Annotated in this window: 15 protein-coding genes and 2 tRNA genes; 10 read left to right on the plus strand and 7 right to left on the minus strand. The window is 33.7% G+C overall.

The genetic code is table 11. The features are described from left to right. Positions 1–60 precede the first annotated feature (60 nt). Positions 61–306: a transposase gene (locus AC2TDS_RS09210; protein WP_484738797.1), complete on the plus strand. Its 246-nt coding sequence runs from the start codon at positions 61–63 to the stop codon at positions 304–306. A 115-nt stretch (positions 307–421) separates the two neighbouring features. Here the strand turns inward: AC2TDS_RS09210 and rpsT are convergent, their stop codons facing one another. The 4 genes from rpsT to proS form a co-directional block, all read right to left on the minus strand. After that, positions 422–673, minus strand: a complete 252-nt coding sequence (gene rpsT, locus AC2TDS_RS09215; RefSeq protein ID WP_484738798.1) for a 30S ribosomal protein S20 — start codon at positions 671–673, stop codon at positions 422–424. 37 nt (positions 674–710) lie between these two features. Then, positions 711–782 (minus strand) — tRNA-Glu (locus AC2TDS_RS09220). A 130-nt stretch (positions 783–912) separates the two neighbouring features. Further along, positions 913–984, minus strand: a tRNA-Glu gene (locus tag AC2TDS_RS09225). Positions 985–1,060: 76 nt separating this feature from the next. Beyond that, positions 1,061–2,539, minus strand: coding sequence for a proline--tRNA ligase (gene proS, locus AC2TDS_RS09230; protein WP_484738799.1), 1,479 nt, complete (start codon positions 2,537–2,539; stop codon positions 1,061–1,063). 149 nt (positions 2,540–2,688) lie between these two features. On the opposite strand from proS, the gene AC2TDS_RS09235 reads away from it, so the two are divergent. From AC2TDS_RS09235 to porT, 5 genes are all read left to right on the plus strand, one after another. Further along, positions 2,689–3,873 carry a hypothetical protein gene (locus tag AC2TDS_RS09235; RefSeq protein ID WP_484738800.1) on the plus strand — a complete coding sequence of 395 codons (1,185 nt, stop codon included), beginning with the start codon at positions 2,689–2,691 and terminating at the stop codon, positions 3,871–3,873. A gap of 30 nt (positions 3,874–3,903) precedes the next feature. After that, complete coding sequence (locus AC2TDS_RS09240; RefSeq protein ID WP_484738801.1) at positions 3,904–5,262, plus strand: OmpP1/FadL family transporter; 1,359 nt, start codon at positions 3,904–3,906, stop codon at positions 5,260–5,262. A 106-nt stretch (positions 5,263–5,368) separates the two neighbouring features. Continuing rightward, positions 5,369–6,262 carry a NifU family protein gene (locus AC2TDS_RS09245; RefSeq protein ID WP_484738802.1) on the plus strand — a complete coding sequence of 298 codons (894 nt, stop codon included), beginning with the start codon at positions 5,369–5,371 and terminating at the stop codon, positions 6,260–6,262. A gap of 33 nt (positions 6,263–6,295) precedes the next feature. Continuing rightward, the gene (gene ubiE, locus AC2TDS_RS09250; RefSeq protein WP_484738803.1) at positions 6,296–7,024 is read left to right on the plus strand and encodes a bifunctional demethylmenaquinone methyltransferase/2-methoxy-6-polyprenyl-1,4-benzoquinol methylase UbiE; all 729 of its coding nucleotides are present in this window, start codon (positions 6,296–6,298) and stop codon (positions 7,022–7,024) included. 2 nt (positions 7,025–7,026) lie between these two features. Then, complete coding sequence (porT, locus tag AC2TDS_RS09255) at positions 7,027–7,731, plus strand: type IX secretion/gliding motility protein PorT/SprT (RefSeq protein WP_484738804.1); 705 nt, start codon at positions 7,027–7,029, stop codon at positions 7,729–7,731. A gap of 486 nt (positions 7,732–8,217) precedes the next feature. On the opposite strand, the gene AC2TDS_RS09260 is transcribed toward porT, so the two are convergent. The 3 genes from AC2TDS_RS09260 to AC2TDS_RS09270 are packed head-to-tail and all read right to left on the minus strand — an operon-like array spanning position 8,218 to position 9,875. Beyond that, positions 8,218–9,036 (minus strand): mechanosensitive ion channel family protein, encoded by an 819-nt coding sequence (locus AC2TDS_RS09260; RefSeq protein ID WP_484738805.1) that lies wholly within the window; start codon positions 9,034–9,036, stop codon positions 8,218–8,220. Between the two features lie 42 nt (positions 9,037–9,078). Beyond that, the gene (locus AC2TDS_RS09265) at positions 9,079–9,297 is read right to left on the minus strand and encodes a hypothetical protein (protein WP_484738806.1); all 219 of its coding nucleotides are present in this window, start codon (positions 9,295–9,297) and stop codon (positions 9,079–9,081) included. A gap of 5 nt (positions 9,298–9,302) precedes the next feature. Further along, positions 9,303–9,875, minus strand: a complete 573-nt coding sequence (locus AC2TDS_RS09270; RefSeq protein ID WP_484738807.1) for an RNA polymerase sigma factor — start codon at positions 9,873–9,875, stop codon at positions 9,303–9,305. Positions 9,876–10,097: 222 nt separating this feature from the next. Between AC2TDS_RS09270 and AC2TDS_RS09275 the strand changes: the two genes are divergently transcribed. The 4 genes from AC2TDS_RS09275 to AC2TDS_RS09290 all read left to right on the plus strand — a co-directional run bounded on the left by AC2TDS_RS09275 (position 10,098) and on the right by AC2TDS_RS09290 (position 16,664). Then, the gene (locus AC2TDS_RS09275; protein ID WP_028891227.1) at positions 10,098–10,961 is read left to right on the plus strand and encodes a sigma-70 family RNA polymerase sigma factor; all 864 of its coding nucleotides are present in this window, start codon (positions 10,098–10,100) and stop codon (positions 10,959–10,961) included. 167 nt (positions 10,962–11,128) lie between these two features. Next, complete coding sequence (gene rpe, locus AC2TDS_RS09280; protein ID WP_484738808.1) at positions 11,129–11,785, plus strand: ribulose-phosphate 3-epimerase; 657 nt, start codon at positions 11,129–11,131, stop codon at positions 11,783–11,785. A gap of 315 nt (positions 11,786–12,100) precedes the next feature. After that, on the plus strand, positions 12,101–12,733 hold the full coding sequence (locus AC2TDS_RS09285; protein WP_484738809.1) for a Crp/Fnr family transcriptional regulator: 633 nt from the start codon (positions 12,101–12,103) through the stop codon (positions 12,731–12,733). A gap of 937 nt (positions 12,734–13,670) precedes the next feature. Then, a complete protein-coding gene (locus AC2TDS_RS09290; protein ID WP_484738810.1) occupies positions 13,671–16,664 on the plus strand; it encodes a SusC/RagA family TonB-linked outer membrane protein in 2,994 nt (997 codons plus the stop codon). Position 16,665: the final 1 nt, after the last annotated feature.

Below are 16,665 nucleotides of genomic sequence, written 5' to 3' on the forward strand. Positions count from 1 at the left end.
TCTTCTCTTTAGATTAACACCAATTTTTGCGTAGACCACAAGAATTGTTCTTGATCCAGAATGATCCCATTTAAAGCCTTCAATATAGTAGCAAACTCTATAAGTTTAAATTATCAATCAATACTCAATGATTTTGACAATCGAAGCACAAACGCATCAGCAGAATCTTTTAATGCAAAAATAAAAGCCTTTAGAGCACAGTTTAGAGGAGTGAGAAATGTAGAATTCTTCCTATTCAGATTAACGCAATTTTTTTGCGTAACAACAACATTTGAGAATGATCCGAATTTTTCCTGTTCAGGCTAACACAAATTTTTGCCTAAGCCACAACAATTGTTCTTGAACCGTTTAATATTAGTATTTAAAACAAAAAGGTACTTCTTCCGAAGTACCTTTTAACTATTAACTAACCTTAAAACTTTTATAAAGCAGCAACATGTTTTGCCAACTTTGACTTTAAATTAGCTGCTTTATTTTTATGAATAATGTTGTTTTTTGCTAACTTATCTAACATAGAAACAACTGTTGAATACATTCCTTCAGCTTCTTTCTTATCTGTACTAGCTCTTAATTTTCTAACAGCATTACGTGTAGTTTTATGCTGATACTTATTTCTTAAACGCTTTGACTCGTTACTTCTTATTCTCTTTAATGCTGACTTATGATTTGCCATTTTACCTAAATTCGTTAAATGTTTATAAAAAACTTTGTAGTCCGTACGGGAATCGAACCCGTGTTACCAGGATGAAAACCTGGCGTCCTAACCCCTAGACGAACGGACCAAAACAACCTTTTCGATTGCGGATGCAAATATACAATTCTTTTTTATACTCGCAATTGTTTTTAACTTTTTCTTATCTAAACTTTGATAAAAAATATCTAGTAAATTTACCAGACGCATTAAAAACGTTGTAGTCCGTACGGGAATCGAACCCGTGTTACCAGGATGAAAACCTGGCGTCCTAACCCCTAGACGAACGGACCAAAACAACCTTTTTTTGTGATTGCGGGTGCAAATATAAAAACTCTTTTTATTTACACCAAAACTTTTTCGTTTTTTTTAATACGCTTTCGCAAATAAAACTCGTCTTGCAGATGGTTTACCAGAATAAACACAAACTCCGGCTTCATCTTCTACATCATTTGGTATACATCGTATAGTGGCCTTTGTCAGTTCTTTAATTTTATCTTCTGTTTCTGCCGTTCCATCCCAATGCGCAGCAACAAAACCACCTTTATTTTCTATAATTTCTTTAAACTCATCAAATGAATTTACTTCTGTAATATTGGTATCTCTATAATCTAAAGCTTTTGTATATAAAGATTCTTGAATTTTATCTAATAGCTCTATAACATGCGCTACCATATTACTTTGCTCTACAGTATATTTTTCGAAGGTATCTCTTCGCGCAACCTCAACCGTTCCATTCTCCATATCTCTATTCCCTAACGCTATTCTTACTGGAACGCCTTTTAACTCATACTCTGCAAACTTTGCACCAGGTCGCATCGTATCTCTATCGTCAAACTTTACAGAAATACCATTTGCTTTAAACGCTTTAACAAATTCATCAACTTTCTCAGAAATGACCTTTAACTGGTCTTCTCCTTTGTAAATTGGAACAATTACCACCTGAATAGGAGCTAATTTTGGCGGTAATACTAAACCAGCGTCATCAGAGTGTGTCATTATTAACCCTCCAATCAAGCGAGTAGATACTCCCCATGATGTTGCCCATACATATTCTTGTTTCCCCTCTTTAGAAGTGTATTTTACATCAAATGCTTTTGCAAAATTCTGTCCTAAAAAATGCGACGTTCCTGCTTGTAATGCTTTACCGTCTTGCATTAAAGCCTCTATCGTATAGGTAGCATCTGCCCCTGCGAAACGCTCACTTTCTGATTTCGCTCCCCTTACAACAGGCATCGCCATAAAATCTTCGGCAAAAGTTGCATAAACCTCTTGCATTTGTTTCGCTTCAACAACTGCTTCTTCTTTGGTTGCATGCGCCGTATGCCCTTCTTGCCATAAGAACTCTGCCGTTCGTAAAAACAAACGAGTACGCATCTCCCAACGCACCACATTAGCCCATTGGTTAATCAACAAAGGTAAGTCTCGGTGAGATTGGATCCACTTTTTATATGTACTCCATATAATTGCTTCTGAAGTTGGACGAACCACAAGCTCTTCTTCTAGTTTGGCATCAGGATCTACTCGTAACTTTCCTTTGTTATCAGGATCACTCTGTAAGCGATAGTGAGTTACTACGGCACATTCTTTTGCGAAACCTTCTGCATTTTTCTCTTCTGCTTCAAACAAGCTTTTAGGTACAAAAAGGGGGAAATACGCGTTCTGATGTCCTGTTTCTTTAAACATTCTATCTAACTCTGCTTGCATTTTTTCCCAAATTGCAAATCCGTAAGGTTTTATCACCATACAGCCTCTTACTGCTGAAGTCTCCGCTAAATCAGCTTTAACAACCAATTCATTATACCATTTGGAGTAATCTTCTGCTCTTTTTGTTAAATGTTTGCCCATAATAAAAAGTTTGGCACAAAAATTGTTATTTTTTATGCGTAAATTGTATGTGCAAAACTACATTAAAAAGGCAATAAGCCCAACAAAAAATAGTTTTTTGCAAAACAATAGCATAGAATTTTAATCATCCTAACATAAATACATTCATCATGAAGCTCAATTACACTAAATCTAAATTTCATTTTTTTATTTTATTGTTATCAGCAGTTACTTTATTTGTTTCCTGCGGAACAATGCAAACCGTTGCTGGTAGTGAAGATGGAATTTATGATGATGAACCTATAGCAACTCAAGAACGTAAAGTTATTACTCCTAATCAAGAAGAACAAAATGATGATCAAGAGAATTACTTCACAAAAGAAGTTGAACGTTTAGGTGTTTTAAATGGCACAGATGTTTTCACTGATATTGAGAATTACAGATCTGATACCATCGAATTTGAGGATGAAGAAGAAGTTTTTGATGAAGAGGAACCTGAAACAAATATCACTTACAACCCAAACCAGCCTTGGGGCCATGAGAGCGATGTTGTTATCAATATTAATACGTATCCAAGTTGGGGCGTTGACTATTGGGACTGGAACTGGGGATGGAACAATTATTATAACTACGGTGGTAGTTGGTGGAATTACGGGTATAATCCTTGGTGGCGTAATCCTTACAGATATAGAAACCACTTTTGGGGATGGGGCTACAATAACTTTTACAACTGCCCGCCATATTATGGACAAGCCTACTACGGACCTTATTATAGAACACATAGAAGAGCAAACCCATATAGAGCAAACACTTCAAGAAGGTATTATGCTAATAGATCTGTTAGCTCAAGACGCTCTAATGTTTACAGAAGAACCCCCAGAAAATACACGAGAAGTACCCGAACCACCAGAAATTACAATACAGGAGGACACAAACCAACGAGGTCTATAAGAAAAACGAAAAGCACAAGAAACTACAATACAGGAGGGCACAAACCAACGAGATCTGTAAGAAAAACGAAAAGCACAAGAAACTACAATACAGGAGGACACAAACCAACGAGATCTGTAAGAAAAACGAAAAGTACAAGAAACTACAATACAGGAGGACATAAATCATCTAGAAATACCCAAAGTAGTAAGGTTCGAAGCCGAAGTAGTTCCTCGAAAAGAAGCTATACCCCATCTACTAAGTCAAAAAGCTCAAGTAGAAGTAGCTATGCTCCGTCTAGAACTAATAACTCTTCGAGAAGTTATTCCCCAAGCAGAAGTTCATCTAGTAGAAGCTCATCTAGTAGAAATTCATCAAGTAGAAGCACCTCTTCTAGAAGCTCAAGAAATCAAAGTAACAGATAAGTATTACAAAAACTACAATACCACAAAATCATGAAAAGAATTTTAACATTAGCATTTATGCTAGCTATATCTTTTAGTGCCTTTTCTCAATCGTTAGATTATAATGACTTAGGTATTTTATTCTCAAAAGACGACAATTACGGAACAGCTAGATACGAAGCTTTGAGTGGAGCCTTTGGTGCACTAGGAGGTGATATTTCTGCATTTAGCATAAACCCTGCGGGAAGTGCTGTGTCTAAAATAAGTAGCGCTTCTATAACTCTAAACAACAGAAACACCGACTACTCGGCACTGTATTACGGAAACTCATCGGGTTCTCAAAACGAGTACTTTAATCTATCTCAAGCAGGTGCTATTTTAACCTTTGACACGGCCTATAACTCTGAATGGAATCGTTTTGCTTTTACCTTCAATTACAAAATAAAAAGTGATTATAATTCTTTTTATGCTGTTAAGGGCAATAGCGGTTTTTTATACAATGATGAACATTTTAATGACACCGACCCAAAAACTAAATTTGATGGTTCTATAGAGCAAAAACTCTCTACTGAAAGTATTGGGCAATCAAGTGTGTTTAATATAGGTTTTTCTGCAGTTCATCAGAATAAATTATTCGTAGGAGGTTCCTTAAATTTTCATAATTTAAATTATAACAGAATAACGCTATTAAATGAAAAAAATGATGATATCGATGGAAACATCTTAGACGCTAGAAACGTCATTGACTCTTATATTCAAGGTAATGGCCTCTCTTTAAGCTTAGGCTTCATATATAAGTTAAATCAGAATATTCGTTTTGGTTTGGCCTATGAAACTCCAACATGGTACGAAGAAATTTCTGAAGATTACATTGATGAATTAACTTTATCCGATGTTCCTGAACTGGGTATAATTGGCGGAACAGACCTAATTAATGAATTGTATGTCTACGGCTTCAAAACACACAGTAAAATAACGGCAAGTGGGGCTTATATATTTGGAAAACAAGGCCTAATAAGCGTTGATTATACGTATAAAGATTACCCCAATATTAAATACAGAGAAAACAATACCGCTTTCATAGAAACAAATCAAAATTTTTCTTCTCAATACAGAGGAACGCATAGCGTAAACATAGGCACTGAATGGCGCTTTGATCGAATGAGTTTAAGAGGAGGTTATCATTATGAGAAAAACCCAAATTTACTAGCATCATTAGGAGGAAGCTCCAACGAAGATAATATCCAAGGGTTTTCTACAGGTTTGGGTTATAATTTTGGTAATATTAAAATGGACTTATCATACAGAAAATTCGAGAACCAAGAATTTCAAACACTCTATAATCTAGGAGATATTAGTTTAAATAATAGTACAACCAGAGTTTCCGCAACACTCACCATTAACTTATAACCTAATTAACAACAACATAACAACAAATAGCCTTGCAAAACCACAAGGCTATTTGTTGTTATATTTCTCAGTTTTTTAACGTAATTTTGCATTTCATTTAAATGACATGGATTCAATAAAAATAAACATACAAGAAACCAGCAATGAAACTATTATTAAATTTGTAAGTAATACAATTTTAATTAACGGTGGAAGCTATGAATTTAATAATATTGATGAGGCTATAAACTCATCTTTAGCACAACAACTTTTCTATCTTCCTTTTGTTAAAAAAGTTTTTATTACAGCTAATTTTATTGCCATACAAAGGTATGATATTGTAAACTGGGACGATGTTGCCGATGAAATTAAAGAGCAGATTGAAAAATACCTTCAAGAAGGGAATTCAGTTGTAACGGAGGAAATCACTAAAAAAGACCCTATCGAAGTTTACGCTGAAGTTACACCCAATCCGGCTGTCATGAAGTTCGGAACTAACAAAGCATTAACGCAAACAGATGTAGAGTTCAAAAATATAGAAGAAGCCAGCAAATCTTCTCCTTTAGCTCTAGCTCTATTTAACTTCCCTTTTGTAAAAGAAATCTTTATTTCTGAAAATTATATCTCTATCACCAAATACGATATGATAGACTGGAATGAAGTATACCAAGAGATCAGAACATTTATTCGTTCATATCTTCAAGAAGGTAAAATGATCATAGAAGAGCTTCCAAAACAACAAACTGAGCAAAACACGGAAATCCCCAAAGAAAACTTATCAGATACTGAAGCTAAAATTGTTGCAATTTTAGATGAATATATCAAACCAGCTGTTGCCTCAGATGGCGGAAACATTGCCTTTCAGGCTTATGACGAAAATTCAAAAAAAGTAAGTGTTATATTACAAGGAGCTTGCAGTGGATGCCCCTCTTCTACAATAACTTTAAAAAATGGAATTGAAACCATGCTAAAAGAGATGTTACCTAATCAGGTTAATGAAGTAGTGGCCATTAACGGGTAACCATAATATATTCAAAGTAAAACTTCCATTTTTATGTCAGAACAAGTAAAGCCGTATAAAAATTCCGAATTAGGAAAAAAAGAGCAAGTAGCTCAAATGTTTGATAATATCTCCAAAGATTACGACGGACTAAACCGCGTTATTTCTTTAGGTATAGACGTTAGTTGGAGAAAAAAAGTTATTGAACTAGTAAGCGAAAACAATCCAAAACATATACTTGACATTGCCACAGGAACTGGTGATCTAGCTCTAATGATGGCTAAACTAAACCCAGAACGAATCGTTGGTTTAGATATTTCCGAAGGCATGCTTTCCGTGGGAAAACAAAAGATAGCAAAGGCTAATCTTTCTGATAAAATTGAGATGATTGTTGGAGATAGTGAAAACATACCATTTGATGACAATAGCTTCGATGCTATTACTGTTTCCTTTGGTGTACGTAATTTTGAAAACTTAGATAAAGGTTTAGCTGAAATATTTCGTGTGTTAAAGCCTAAAGGTAAATTTGTTGTTTTAGAAACATCAAACCCAACTAAATTTCCTTTTAAACAAGGCTATGTATTCTATACAAATGTTATTCTTCCCATAATCGGAAAACTGTTCTCCAAAGACAAAGTAGCTTATTCTTACTTATCAGAAAGTGCAAATTCTTTCCCTTTTGGCAAAGCTTTCAACAATATTTTACAAAAAAATGGGTTTAAGAATGCAAAGAATTTACCTGTGACCTTTGGAGTTGCATCAATTTACACAGCTTATAAATAAATATGGTTAAAAAAATTTTACTGTACGTTGTACTATTAAGTAGCTCTATAGTTTCTTTCGGGCAATCAGAAAAGGTATTAAACCTTCCTAGCTTTGACAAACCCTTGTTTCATTATGGTTTTTATTTAGGGCTAAACAACAACGGGTATAAAGTTTCTTATACACCAAGTTTCATTGACAATCCAGATGTTCAGGTAACCCCATCTATTGGCTTTAATGTTGGTTTAATCGCAGATTTAAAACTGCATAACAATTTAAATTTACGCTTTGAGCCTGGACTAATGTCTAACACAAAAACACTAGTTTTTAACCATATTAACGATTCTAATGAAGTTATAAGAACAAGAGAGGTAGGAGCTACATTTCTTCATTTGCCTTTTATTTTAAAAGTCAGCACAAATAGAATAAATAATATCAGACCATATGTACTCGGCGGTGTGTCATATGATTATAATTTCTCTAGTAATGAAAATCATAATGATGATAATTTTGGCGGAAAATTTAGAACCACCACAAGTAATTTCATGTACGAAATAGGGATCGGAATTGATGTGTATTTAACGTATTTTAAATTTTCTCCTTCCATTCGTGGTGTTTTTGCTATCAATAATGAATTAACACCTGATAATTCAAACCCTAGCCAGTGGACAGACCCTATAGACTTTTTAGGAACAAGAGGCTTTTTCTTACACCTATCTTTCGAATAATTTTTCTACAAAAGGAAAATGAATTTACTGTAATAAAACAATTACTGGTATAACGCTTAGAAATTTGACATTTATATTGTAAAGATATATTCCTTTTTAATTGTCTATACCATTCCAATGTTAATTTGCCGACAATATTTTTTTCGGGTAAAACCGATCTATAGGTTAAACTACTCTAACTTAGATTTTCTCTATTATTATTGATACCATAAAATATAAGGATCACTGTAAGGAAAAGGGTGTATAACTTTATCTAAGAATCGATATTTCTTTTCATAAACACCAAAAATCTGTTTTTGGGGACTGATCAAACACCTAATCTACAAGCAAGTACAGTGACAAAAAATAAAGGCTGTTAAAAAACAGCCTTTATAATGTAAAGATTAACTTCACTATCTAGATAGAAGTCCCCCGAAATCTATCATTAATCATTCTCTAAAACAATAGTTTATACGACAAAGATAAAAATATTTTTTTTACAGTCTACTATTTTTTAAAAACTATTTTACTGTTAACCACATCCTTAATAGGCACAATTACTTTTCCTTCGGATGTACTAATGGTTAAACAAATATTATCTATTGCTACTACAACGCCTTCTACACCATCAACCTCAACCCTTTCACCAATACCGATGTTTTTCCGAGAGTAATACCCAAAGAGCAATCTTTCAACAGCATCTCTGGCTCCCAATCCAAAAGCAATGGTAAAAGCTAATAAAATAGAAGCTATTACTAAGGTTAAATTACTTTTAATAATAGAAGTATCCACTCCAGCCTGATCAAGGGCAGTTATTGAAAGAAACAACACTATCAAGTAAAAGGCAATATTCCCTACTAAATTACCTCCAGATATTTCAAGGGATTTAAACATGGATTGAATCGCTTTTTTCACCACCGTTCCTAAATAAGCTCCTGCTACGAAAATACCCAGAGCTGTTAGTAGTTTTGGCAGGTATGCAAAGAAACTCTTAATTCCACTAGATACGCCATCGAGTCCAAACATTTCTGCTCCAACCATAACAAAGATAAAAATCAAAAACCATTTCAAGACGGCTAAAATCACCTTTGTTAAAACGATATTAATTGTGGTATTACCAAATATTTCGGTGTTACTCAATTTTTTTGACCATTCATCGATCTTTGTTTTTGCCAGTGCTTTTCTAACTAAATACAAAAACAACTTTATTCCTAACCAAGAAGCTATTACAAAACCAATAAACCCAGCTACCGTAGGCAATGATTGTATAAGGTCATCAAATATTTTCTTAAACGGCTCTAGTATCTCTATTTTCACAAAAATCATAATGGTATAAAAGTTTAGCTATAAATTATATTACTGCTTCAATTAATCTTTTTTCTTTTTATCTCCCTCTTTATTTTTGTCTTCTTCTGGAGGAGCTCCTCCTCCACCAAGTAAATCAGCTATTGTATTAGGATATTTTACCACAAATAGATCAGCCATATCAATAGAAAGCTTTATCATTGCCACATCATTGAGTACTTTTTCTTTCAGTATCTCAGGCAACTCCTCATTATGTAGTATTTTTTTAAATGGGTTATCCATAATAATTACAACTCATTATACGTTTTTACGACTTTTGCTTTAGCCCGTTTCAAACGCATTTTAACAGCGCTCTCTCCAATATCTAACATCTCCGAAATTTCTTTAATGCTCATATCATCTTGATACTTCATTAATAAGACCATTTTTTCCGAAGGTAGGATCATTTCAAGTACTTTCGCTAACTTGTCTGACTTTAACTCGAATAATGCAGCATCATCTATTTCATCTAAATTACTATCATCTTCTTTAATTTGATCCGTTACGATAGTAACCTTTTCTTTCTTTTTTGCACTGTTTCGTTGTACATAGTTGACACAAAAATTATATGTAAAAGAGTATAGCCAAGTGGAAAATTTAGATCTTTCCTTAAAGGTACGCAATTTTACAAACAAACGAATAAAAACATCGTGTGTTAAATCCTGTGCTTCTTCCTTACTCTTGGAAAAACCATAACATTTATTATACACAACGCCTGCGTAACGGTCATATAAAACAGCAAATAAATGAGTATCATTTTTTTCTACTATTTCTCTGACCAGTTCTTCGTCACTCCGTTTTGTAACATCAATACTCTTCAAAAGGCTAAGTTCGGTTATTGTTTATCTTAGGTTCCTACTAAATAAGACACATTATTTTCATATAAGTCACTAAGGCAATACACCTAAACCAAATTTAGCGAAACTTTAATTGGCAAATGCCCCTATTGAAAAAAATAAATCTTTTTTGTAACATTATTACAGAATGCTACGTATAATTAAGTGGAGGGGTAATTGATAAACATAAAAAATAGTTTTTATTACATGAGACAACTTAAAATTACAAAGCAGGTTACCAATAGAGAAACTGCCTCATTAGATAAATATCTGCAAGAAATAGGAAAGGTAGATTTAATTACTGCTGATGAAGAAGTAGAATTAGCACAACGAATCAAAGCAGGTGACCAAAGAGCTTTAGAAAAACTAACTAAAGCAAACTTGCGTTTTGTAGTATCTGTTGCTAAACAATACCAAAATCAAGGGTTAACGCTTCCTGATTTAATCAACGAAGGGAACTTAGGTTTAATTAAAGCTGCTAAACGTTTTGATGAAACTCGTGGATTTAAATTCATATCGTATGCCGTTTGGTGGATTCGTCAATCAATTTTACAAGCATTAGCAGAACAATCTCGTATCGTTCGTTTACCTTTAAATAAGATTGGGTCTATTAATAAGATCAACAAAATGTACGCTTTTTTAGAGCAAGAAAACGAGCGCCCACCAAGTGCCGAAGAGATTGCTAAAAAACTCGACATGACGGTTAACGACGTAAAAGAATCTATGAAAAACTCAGGTCGTCACGTCTCTATGGACGCCCCGTTAATTGAAGGAGAAGACTCTAACTTATACGATGTATTAAACTCAGGTGAATCTCCAAACCCAGATAAAACATTATTACACGAATCATTGCGTATTGAAATTAATCGTGCACTCGAAACATTAACTCCTCGTGAAGCCGATGTAGTTAAGTTGTATTTTGGTCTTGGTGAACATCAACCGATGACTTTAGAAGAAATAGGAGAAACATTTGATTTAACACGTGAACGCGTTCGTCAAATCAAAGAGAAGGCGATTAGACGATTAAAACACACGTCACGTAGTAAAATATTAATGACTTATTTAGGATAAGTATTTCGAAATAAACACAAAAACAAATCAAAAAGCATAGTTGTTTGCTTTTTGATTCAAAAACAGAAAACCCTCGAGATCTCGAGGGTTTTCTGTTTTTGAAAGACCCGCTCCTAAAGATTTGACTATATTTGCACCAAATTAACAACATAACAATTTATTATTTAATGGAAAAGCTTATTGCTCCTTCAGTTTTAGCTGCTGATTTCGGGAATCTTCAACGCGATATTGAAATGATTAATCAAAGTAAAGCAGATTGGTTTCATATTGATATTATGGATGGAGTTTTTGTTCCAAATATTTCTTTTGGAATGCCTGTATTAAAATCAATAACGCAGCATGCAAAAAAGACTATTGATGTACATCTAATGATTGTAAATCCAGATACATACATACAGACTTTTGCTGATTTAGGAGCGGATATCTTAACAGTACACTATGAAGCCTGTACTCATTTACATCGAACTGTTCAAGCCATTAAAGCTGCGGGAATGAAAGCTGGAGTTGCTTTAAACCCTCACACACCTATAGCTGTTTTAGAAGATATAATTATCGACCTAGACTTGGTGTGCGTTATGAGTGTAAACCCAGGGTTTGGTGGGCAATCTTTTATTGAAAATACGTATAAAAAGGTTAGTCAATTGAAAAACCTTATTGCATTTAACAATGCTTCAACTTTAATAGAAATTGATGGTGGAGTAACCGATAAAAATGCGAATACCCTAATTGAAGCTGGTGCGGATGTTTTGGTTGCTGGTAGTTTTGTCTTTAAAAGTGACAACCCAACGGAAACAATTGTAAACCTTAAGAATATAGTTAACTAGTTTAACTTCATCATACATATTCTAACAGCTGTAACGATCATCTATTGTTTACCGCTGTTAGATTATTAGATATGTATACCGAAACTTAGGCAAAAGCACTCAATCATTTCCTTGCAGTCATGCTTGTGTTTACCTATAACCAATATTTGCCATAACAATCATAGTCGTTAAATTAATATCCGATAGTATAGCATAAACAAAAACTATCTATTTTTCTCCTTTTTTTTCACAAATCAAACTTAAGAAAGAAGTCTCTTAACATAACAGCATATTTATTCGTGAAATTTAGTATTTTTACAAAAACACCTATTACACTTGATAGAAGAATTACAAAAAAATTACGGTTATTTATTTGAAGATGCCTTGTTAAATGAAATCAATAGTATAGCGATCTACAAGAAATTCAAAGCAAATACCACAATTATTGACACTAACAGTTATATTGTTTCAATTCCTTTGCTTTTGGTAGGGGCCATTAAAATTTTAAGAGAAGATGAAAACGGTGATGAATTAGTTTTATATTATTTAGAACAAGGAGACACCTGCGCCGTAACACTTTCTTGTTGCATGGGAAAAACCAAAAGTAAAATACGTGCAGTCACTGAAAATGATGTTGAACTGCTTATGATTCCAAAAGAAAAGATGGGAGATTGGCTTAGTAAATATAAATCTTGGCAAGAATTTATATTACAAAGTTATCATAATAGACTAGAAGAATTTATTGAAGCCGTTGATACAATCGCTTTTTTAAACATGGATCAACGCTTGTTAAAATACCTAAAAGACAAAGCTTTAGTAAACCACAACGACATTATAAGCGTCACTCATCAACAAATTGCCAATGACCTGCATACCTCTAGAGTTGTAATTTCACGGCTTTTAAAATCACTAGAGAGAAAAACAAAAATTCAATTACATAGAAACCAAATTAAAATATTGGAACTATAAAGACTTGTTTTTTATCCCCTCGCATTTCTAAAAGGATATTTTAAATAGATTGTATAGAAAAAACACTTATCAGCTAAGCGCTTTTTGGATTCTATTTTTATTCTAACCTTCTATAAAAAAACACATCCTTATCTCTACCTAGTTTTTTGAGTCATCTACGCCGGAAATCGATTTATTAAATAGAGCTATACGATTTACAAATAAATATTTCGCATATTTATTGTTTCTTTCATAGCTATTTTTGCGTTATAAAACTTTAGCATAGCTTTGCTATGCTAAAGTTTTATGCCTTAAACTAACTTAAAATAATTCAATACCTATATACGAAATATTTATCTGTAAACCGTATTATACGGATTCTTAGGTAAATTTTCCAAACCATTTTGCAGTCTTATCAATCACCTATAGATCGGTTTACCATAAACAATTATAGTCAGTAAATTGATATCAAAATGGTGTTAATCAAGCCACCAAGTAAGTAAAATCGACAATTCTTTCATAGGCCGTTATTCCGTTTCGAAACAACCATTACATCAAAACATTATATTTTTTTCCTTTAATTTTTTATGAATATCCATTTTATGATACCGCTTCTCTGTAACAACAAGAAACTCACCTCTGTTGTTAATAAATAGAAGTACCAAAAAATTATTTGGTTGTTGATATTTACTGCCTTTATAAAACCTGATACTTCAAATAATGAAGTAAAAAATAATACTATACTCATAGCCATAAGTTCAACAACAGCGGCCTGTACTTAATTAGTGGGGGTATAAAACAATACTTCAAAGGATCACTAAAGTTTAAAATTAAACAGAAATACAGTATATGTTATTTTAAACATATTATAATAATTTGTGATATTTTAAACATGTTCCCTAGGTTATCAGATATATTTTTATCATTTTTGAGCCAAATAACTAAAAAACAATTTATTATGGGGGTAATTTTAAAGAGGCTTTTAGCCATATTTCTAATGTTAAATATGCTAAACGCTTTCTCACAAGAGCAGACTATTACTGGTGTTGTGACAGACGACACAGGGCCTGTTCCTGGAGTAACAGTTATACGGAAAGGTACAGCTATAGGTACCGAAACTGACTTCGACGGAAAATACACTATTCAAGTTCAACCAAATGACATTTTAGTATATAACTATATTGGAATGAAAAAGGTTGAAAGAGAAGTTACAGGACAGAGTGTTATAAATGTTAAACTTGATACTGATAATTTACTTGATGAAATTATTGTTGTTGGTTTTGGTACGCAAAGTAAAAGGAATTTGACAGACAATGTTGCTAGCCTAAATTCTAAAGATTTAGCCGATATTCCAACTCCAAATGTTTTGAATAGCATCGCAAGTAAGGCGGCTGGAGTACAAATAAGACAAGCAAACGGGAAAATTGAAGGAGGTCTTTCTTTCCGAATTAGAGGGCAAGCAAGTATTGGCGCAGGAATTAATCCGCTCTATGTAATAGATGGAATTCCAATGGTAAATAATAATGAATCAAACAATGGCTCGCCGACAAACCCCTTACTTACCTTAAATCAAAATGAAATAGAGTCAATTGACATACTAAAGGATGCCTCTTCTGCCTCTATTTACGGTGCACGTGGTGCTAACGGAGTGGTCGTTATAACCACGAAGAAAGGAAAAAACGGAAAAGCATCTTTTAATTTAAATGTTTCAACTGGAGTTAGTGAAGCATCTAATAAAAGAGAGTGGCTAAATGCAAAAGAGTACGTGGAACTATTTTTAGAATCTGGAGAAAATTCAAGCTGGGCGTGGGAAGGTTTTGTTCCGGGTAGACTTGACAGGTATTCTAATAATACAGATTGGCAAAATGGAGAAATAGACACTGATTGGCAAGATATTGCACTCCGAAGAGGTTACATTCAAGATCTCAACTTTTCAGTGAGTGGAGGTGATATGAAAACCAAGTATTTCTTCTCAACTACTTACAATAAAACTACAGGTATCGTGCTAGGAAATAATTTAGAAAAAATGGGTGCACGTGTTAATCTTAGTCATACATTCGACAATAAGTTAACACTTGGAACAAACTTAAGCTATAGCAGAGCGAATATTGATCGGGTTGCTAACGATAACGCCTTTACAACACCATTGCAAGCTATTGCACAAGCACCAATTTCACCAGCCTATGACGAAAATGGAGATCCATATACAAACACTGTTTATGCAAACTTTTTATTAGAGGATGAAAATGCCTACTACAATACTATTATAAGAAGACTGATAGGTAATTTAACAGGGAAATATGAGATTACGAATAGCCTCTCATTAAACACTAATTTTGGCTATGACTTATACACACAATCTGAAGATAATTTTAGAGGTAGAAAAACACCATTTATGTCAACAAATGGATATGCTTTTGCTTCTAACGTAAGTACAGAATCCTTTAATATTTCTAATTACTTTTCATTTGACAGAAAAATTAACGCTCACAGAATCAATGCAGTATTGGGTATGGAGTATAATGAAGTCAAAAGAAGATATAATGATGTAAGTGGAACAGAATTTCCAGAAGAAGGTTTCCAAACAATAGACAGTGCGGCCTCTATTACAGAAGGTTCTGGAAATTTTAGAACAAGCACTTTCTTATCATATTTCACCAGATTAACCTACTCTTATCTGGATAAATATTTACTTAAAGCTTCTTTTAGACGAGATGGCTCATCTCGTTTTGGTGAAGATAATAGATATGGAAATTTCTCTTCTATATCTGGTGGATGGATTCTAAGTAAAGAGGATTTTTTGGAAGATTCAAAGATTTTATCGTTTTTAAAACTTAGAGCCAGCTTCGGAACATTAGGGAACGCTGAAATTGGAGATTTTAGTTCATTAAACTTATTTTCAGCAGTTTCATATAATAAGCTACCTGGTATTGAACAAACTCAAGTAGGGGATAGGTCATTAAGATGGGAATCTTCAGAACAAATGGATTTTGGAGTTGAGTATGCACTCTTAGAAAACAGAATTAGTGGTAGTTTTGCATATTATAGAAAAGACACAAAAGATTTACTGTTTGAACGCGCAATTCCGGGATCTTCCGGAATGACAACAATCATTCAAAACATCGGTAGGCTTAAGGCAGACGGAATTGAAATTGAATTAGACGCTAAAATTTTTAAAAATAAACATTTCTCTTGGTCATCAAACTTTAATATTGGGCAAAACGTAAATTCAATAGAAAATTTACCCTTTGGAGATGCGGATCAAATTTCCGGAAACAATATTTTACGAAAAGGAGAAGCAGTAAACTCACTGTATTTAATTGAATATGCTGGTGTTGATCCAGCAAATGGAGATGCTCTGTATTATAAAAACACCAATAATAACGGCACAATTGATCGCTCTACAACCAATGATTCCTCAGAGGCACAAAGAATTATTGCGGGCAACCCAAACCCTGAATGGATTGGCGGATTGACAAACACATTTACATATCATAACTTTGACTTTTCGTTTACTTTTGGTGGTGAATGGGGAGCAAGTATTTATAACGATGGTGGTCGTTTTCAATCAGCAAACGGTGACTGGTTCGATAACCAAACCAAAGATCAGCTACAAAGATGGCAAAACCCTGGAGATATTACCAATGTTCCTCAAGCTCGTCTTGGAGACGGTAACGGAGCTGCTGCCTCAACAAGATGGATAGAAAGTGGGGACTTTATAAGACTACGAAATCTGATTTTAGGATATCGAATTCCTAAAAAGATGATTTCTAAGGCCAACTTTGATAGTGTTCGATTATATTTTTCTGGTTTAAATCTTTTTACATTTACAAATTATACAGGGTACGATCCAGAATCTAGATATGACGGCAATAGTGGAGACCCTGGGTCAGTATTTTACTCAGCTCCAGCGCCAAGAACATATTCAATAGGTGTTAATATCGGATTTTAAA

It is taken from the genome of Tenacibaculum profundicola (genome assembly GCF_057220795.1).

Excerpts from the sequence above, each read along its gene's own strand:
- AC2TDS_RS09290 (WP_484738810.1), top strand. The coding sequence starts at position 13,671 with ATGGGGGTAATTTTAAAGAGGCTTTTAGCCATATTTCTAATGTTAAAT.
- AC2TDS_RS09240 (WP_484738801.1), top strand. The coding sequence starts at position 3,904 with ATGAAAAGAATTTTAACATTAGCATTTATGCTAGCTATATCTTTTAGT.
- AC2TDS_RS09245 (WP_484738802.1), top strand. The coding sequence starts at position 5,369 with ATGGATTCAATAAAAATAAACATACAAGAAACCAGCAATGAAACTATT.
- AC2TDS_RS09235 (WP_484738800.1), top strand. The coding sequence starts at position 2,689 with ATGAAGCTCAATTACACTAAATCTAAATTTCATTTTTTTATTTTATTG.
- rpe (WP_484738808.1), top strand. The coding sequence starts at position 11,129 with ATGGAAAAGCTTATTGCTCCTTCAGTTTTAGCTGCTGATTTCGGGAAT.
- rpsT (WP_484738798.1), bottom strand. The coding sequence starts at position 673 with ATGGCAAATCATAAGTCAGCATTAAAGAGAATAAGAAGTAACGAGTCA.
- AC2TDS_RS09210 (WP_484738797.1), top strand. The coding sequence starts at position 61 with ATGATCCCATTTAAAGCCTTCAATATAGTAGCAAACTCTATAAGTTTA.
- proS (WP_484738799.1), bottom strand. The coding sequence starts at position 2,539 with ATGGGCAAACATTTAACAAAAAGAGCAGAAGATTACTCCAAATGGTAT.
- AC2TDS_RS09265 (WP_484738806.1), bottom strand. The coding sequence starts at position 9,297 with ATGGATAACCCATTTAAAAAAATACTACATAATGAGGAGTTGCCTGAG.
- AC2TDS_RS09275 (WP_028891227.1), top strand. The coding sequence starts at position 10,098 with ATGAGACAACTTAAAATTACAAAGCAGGTTACCAATAGAGAAACTGCC.
- ubiE (WP_484738803.1), top strand. The coding sequence starts at position 6,296 with ATGTCAGAACAAGTAAAGCCGTATAAAAATTCCGAATTAGGAAAAAAA.
- AC2TDS_RS09260 (WP_484738805.1), bottom strand. The coding sequence starts at position 9,036 with ATGATTTTTGTGAAAATAGAGATACTAGAGCCGTTTAAGAAAATATTT.
- porT (WP_484738804.1), top strand. The coding sequence starts at position 7,027 with ATGGTTAAAAAAATTTTACTGTACGTTGTACTATTAAGTAGCTCTATA.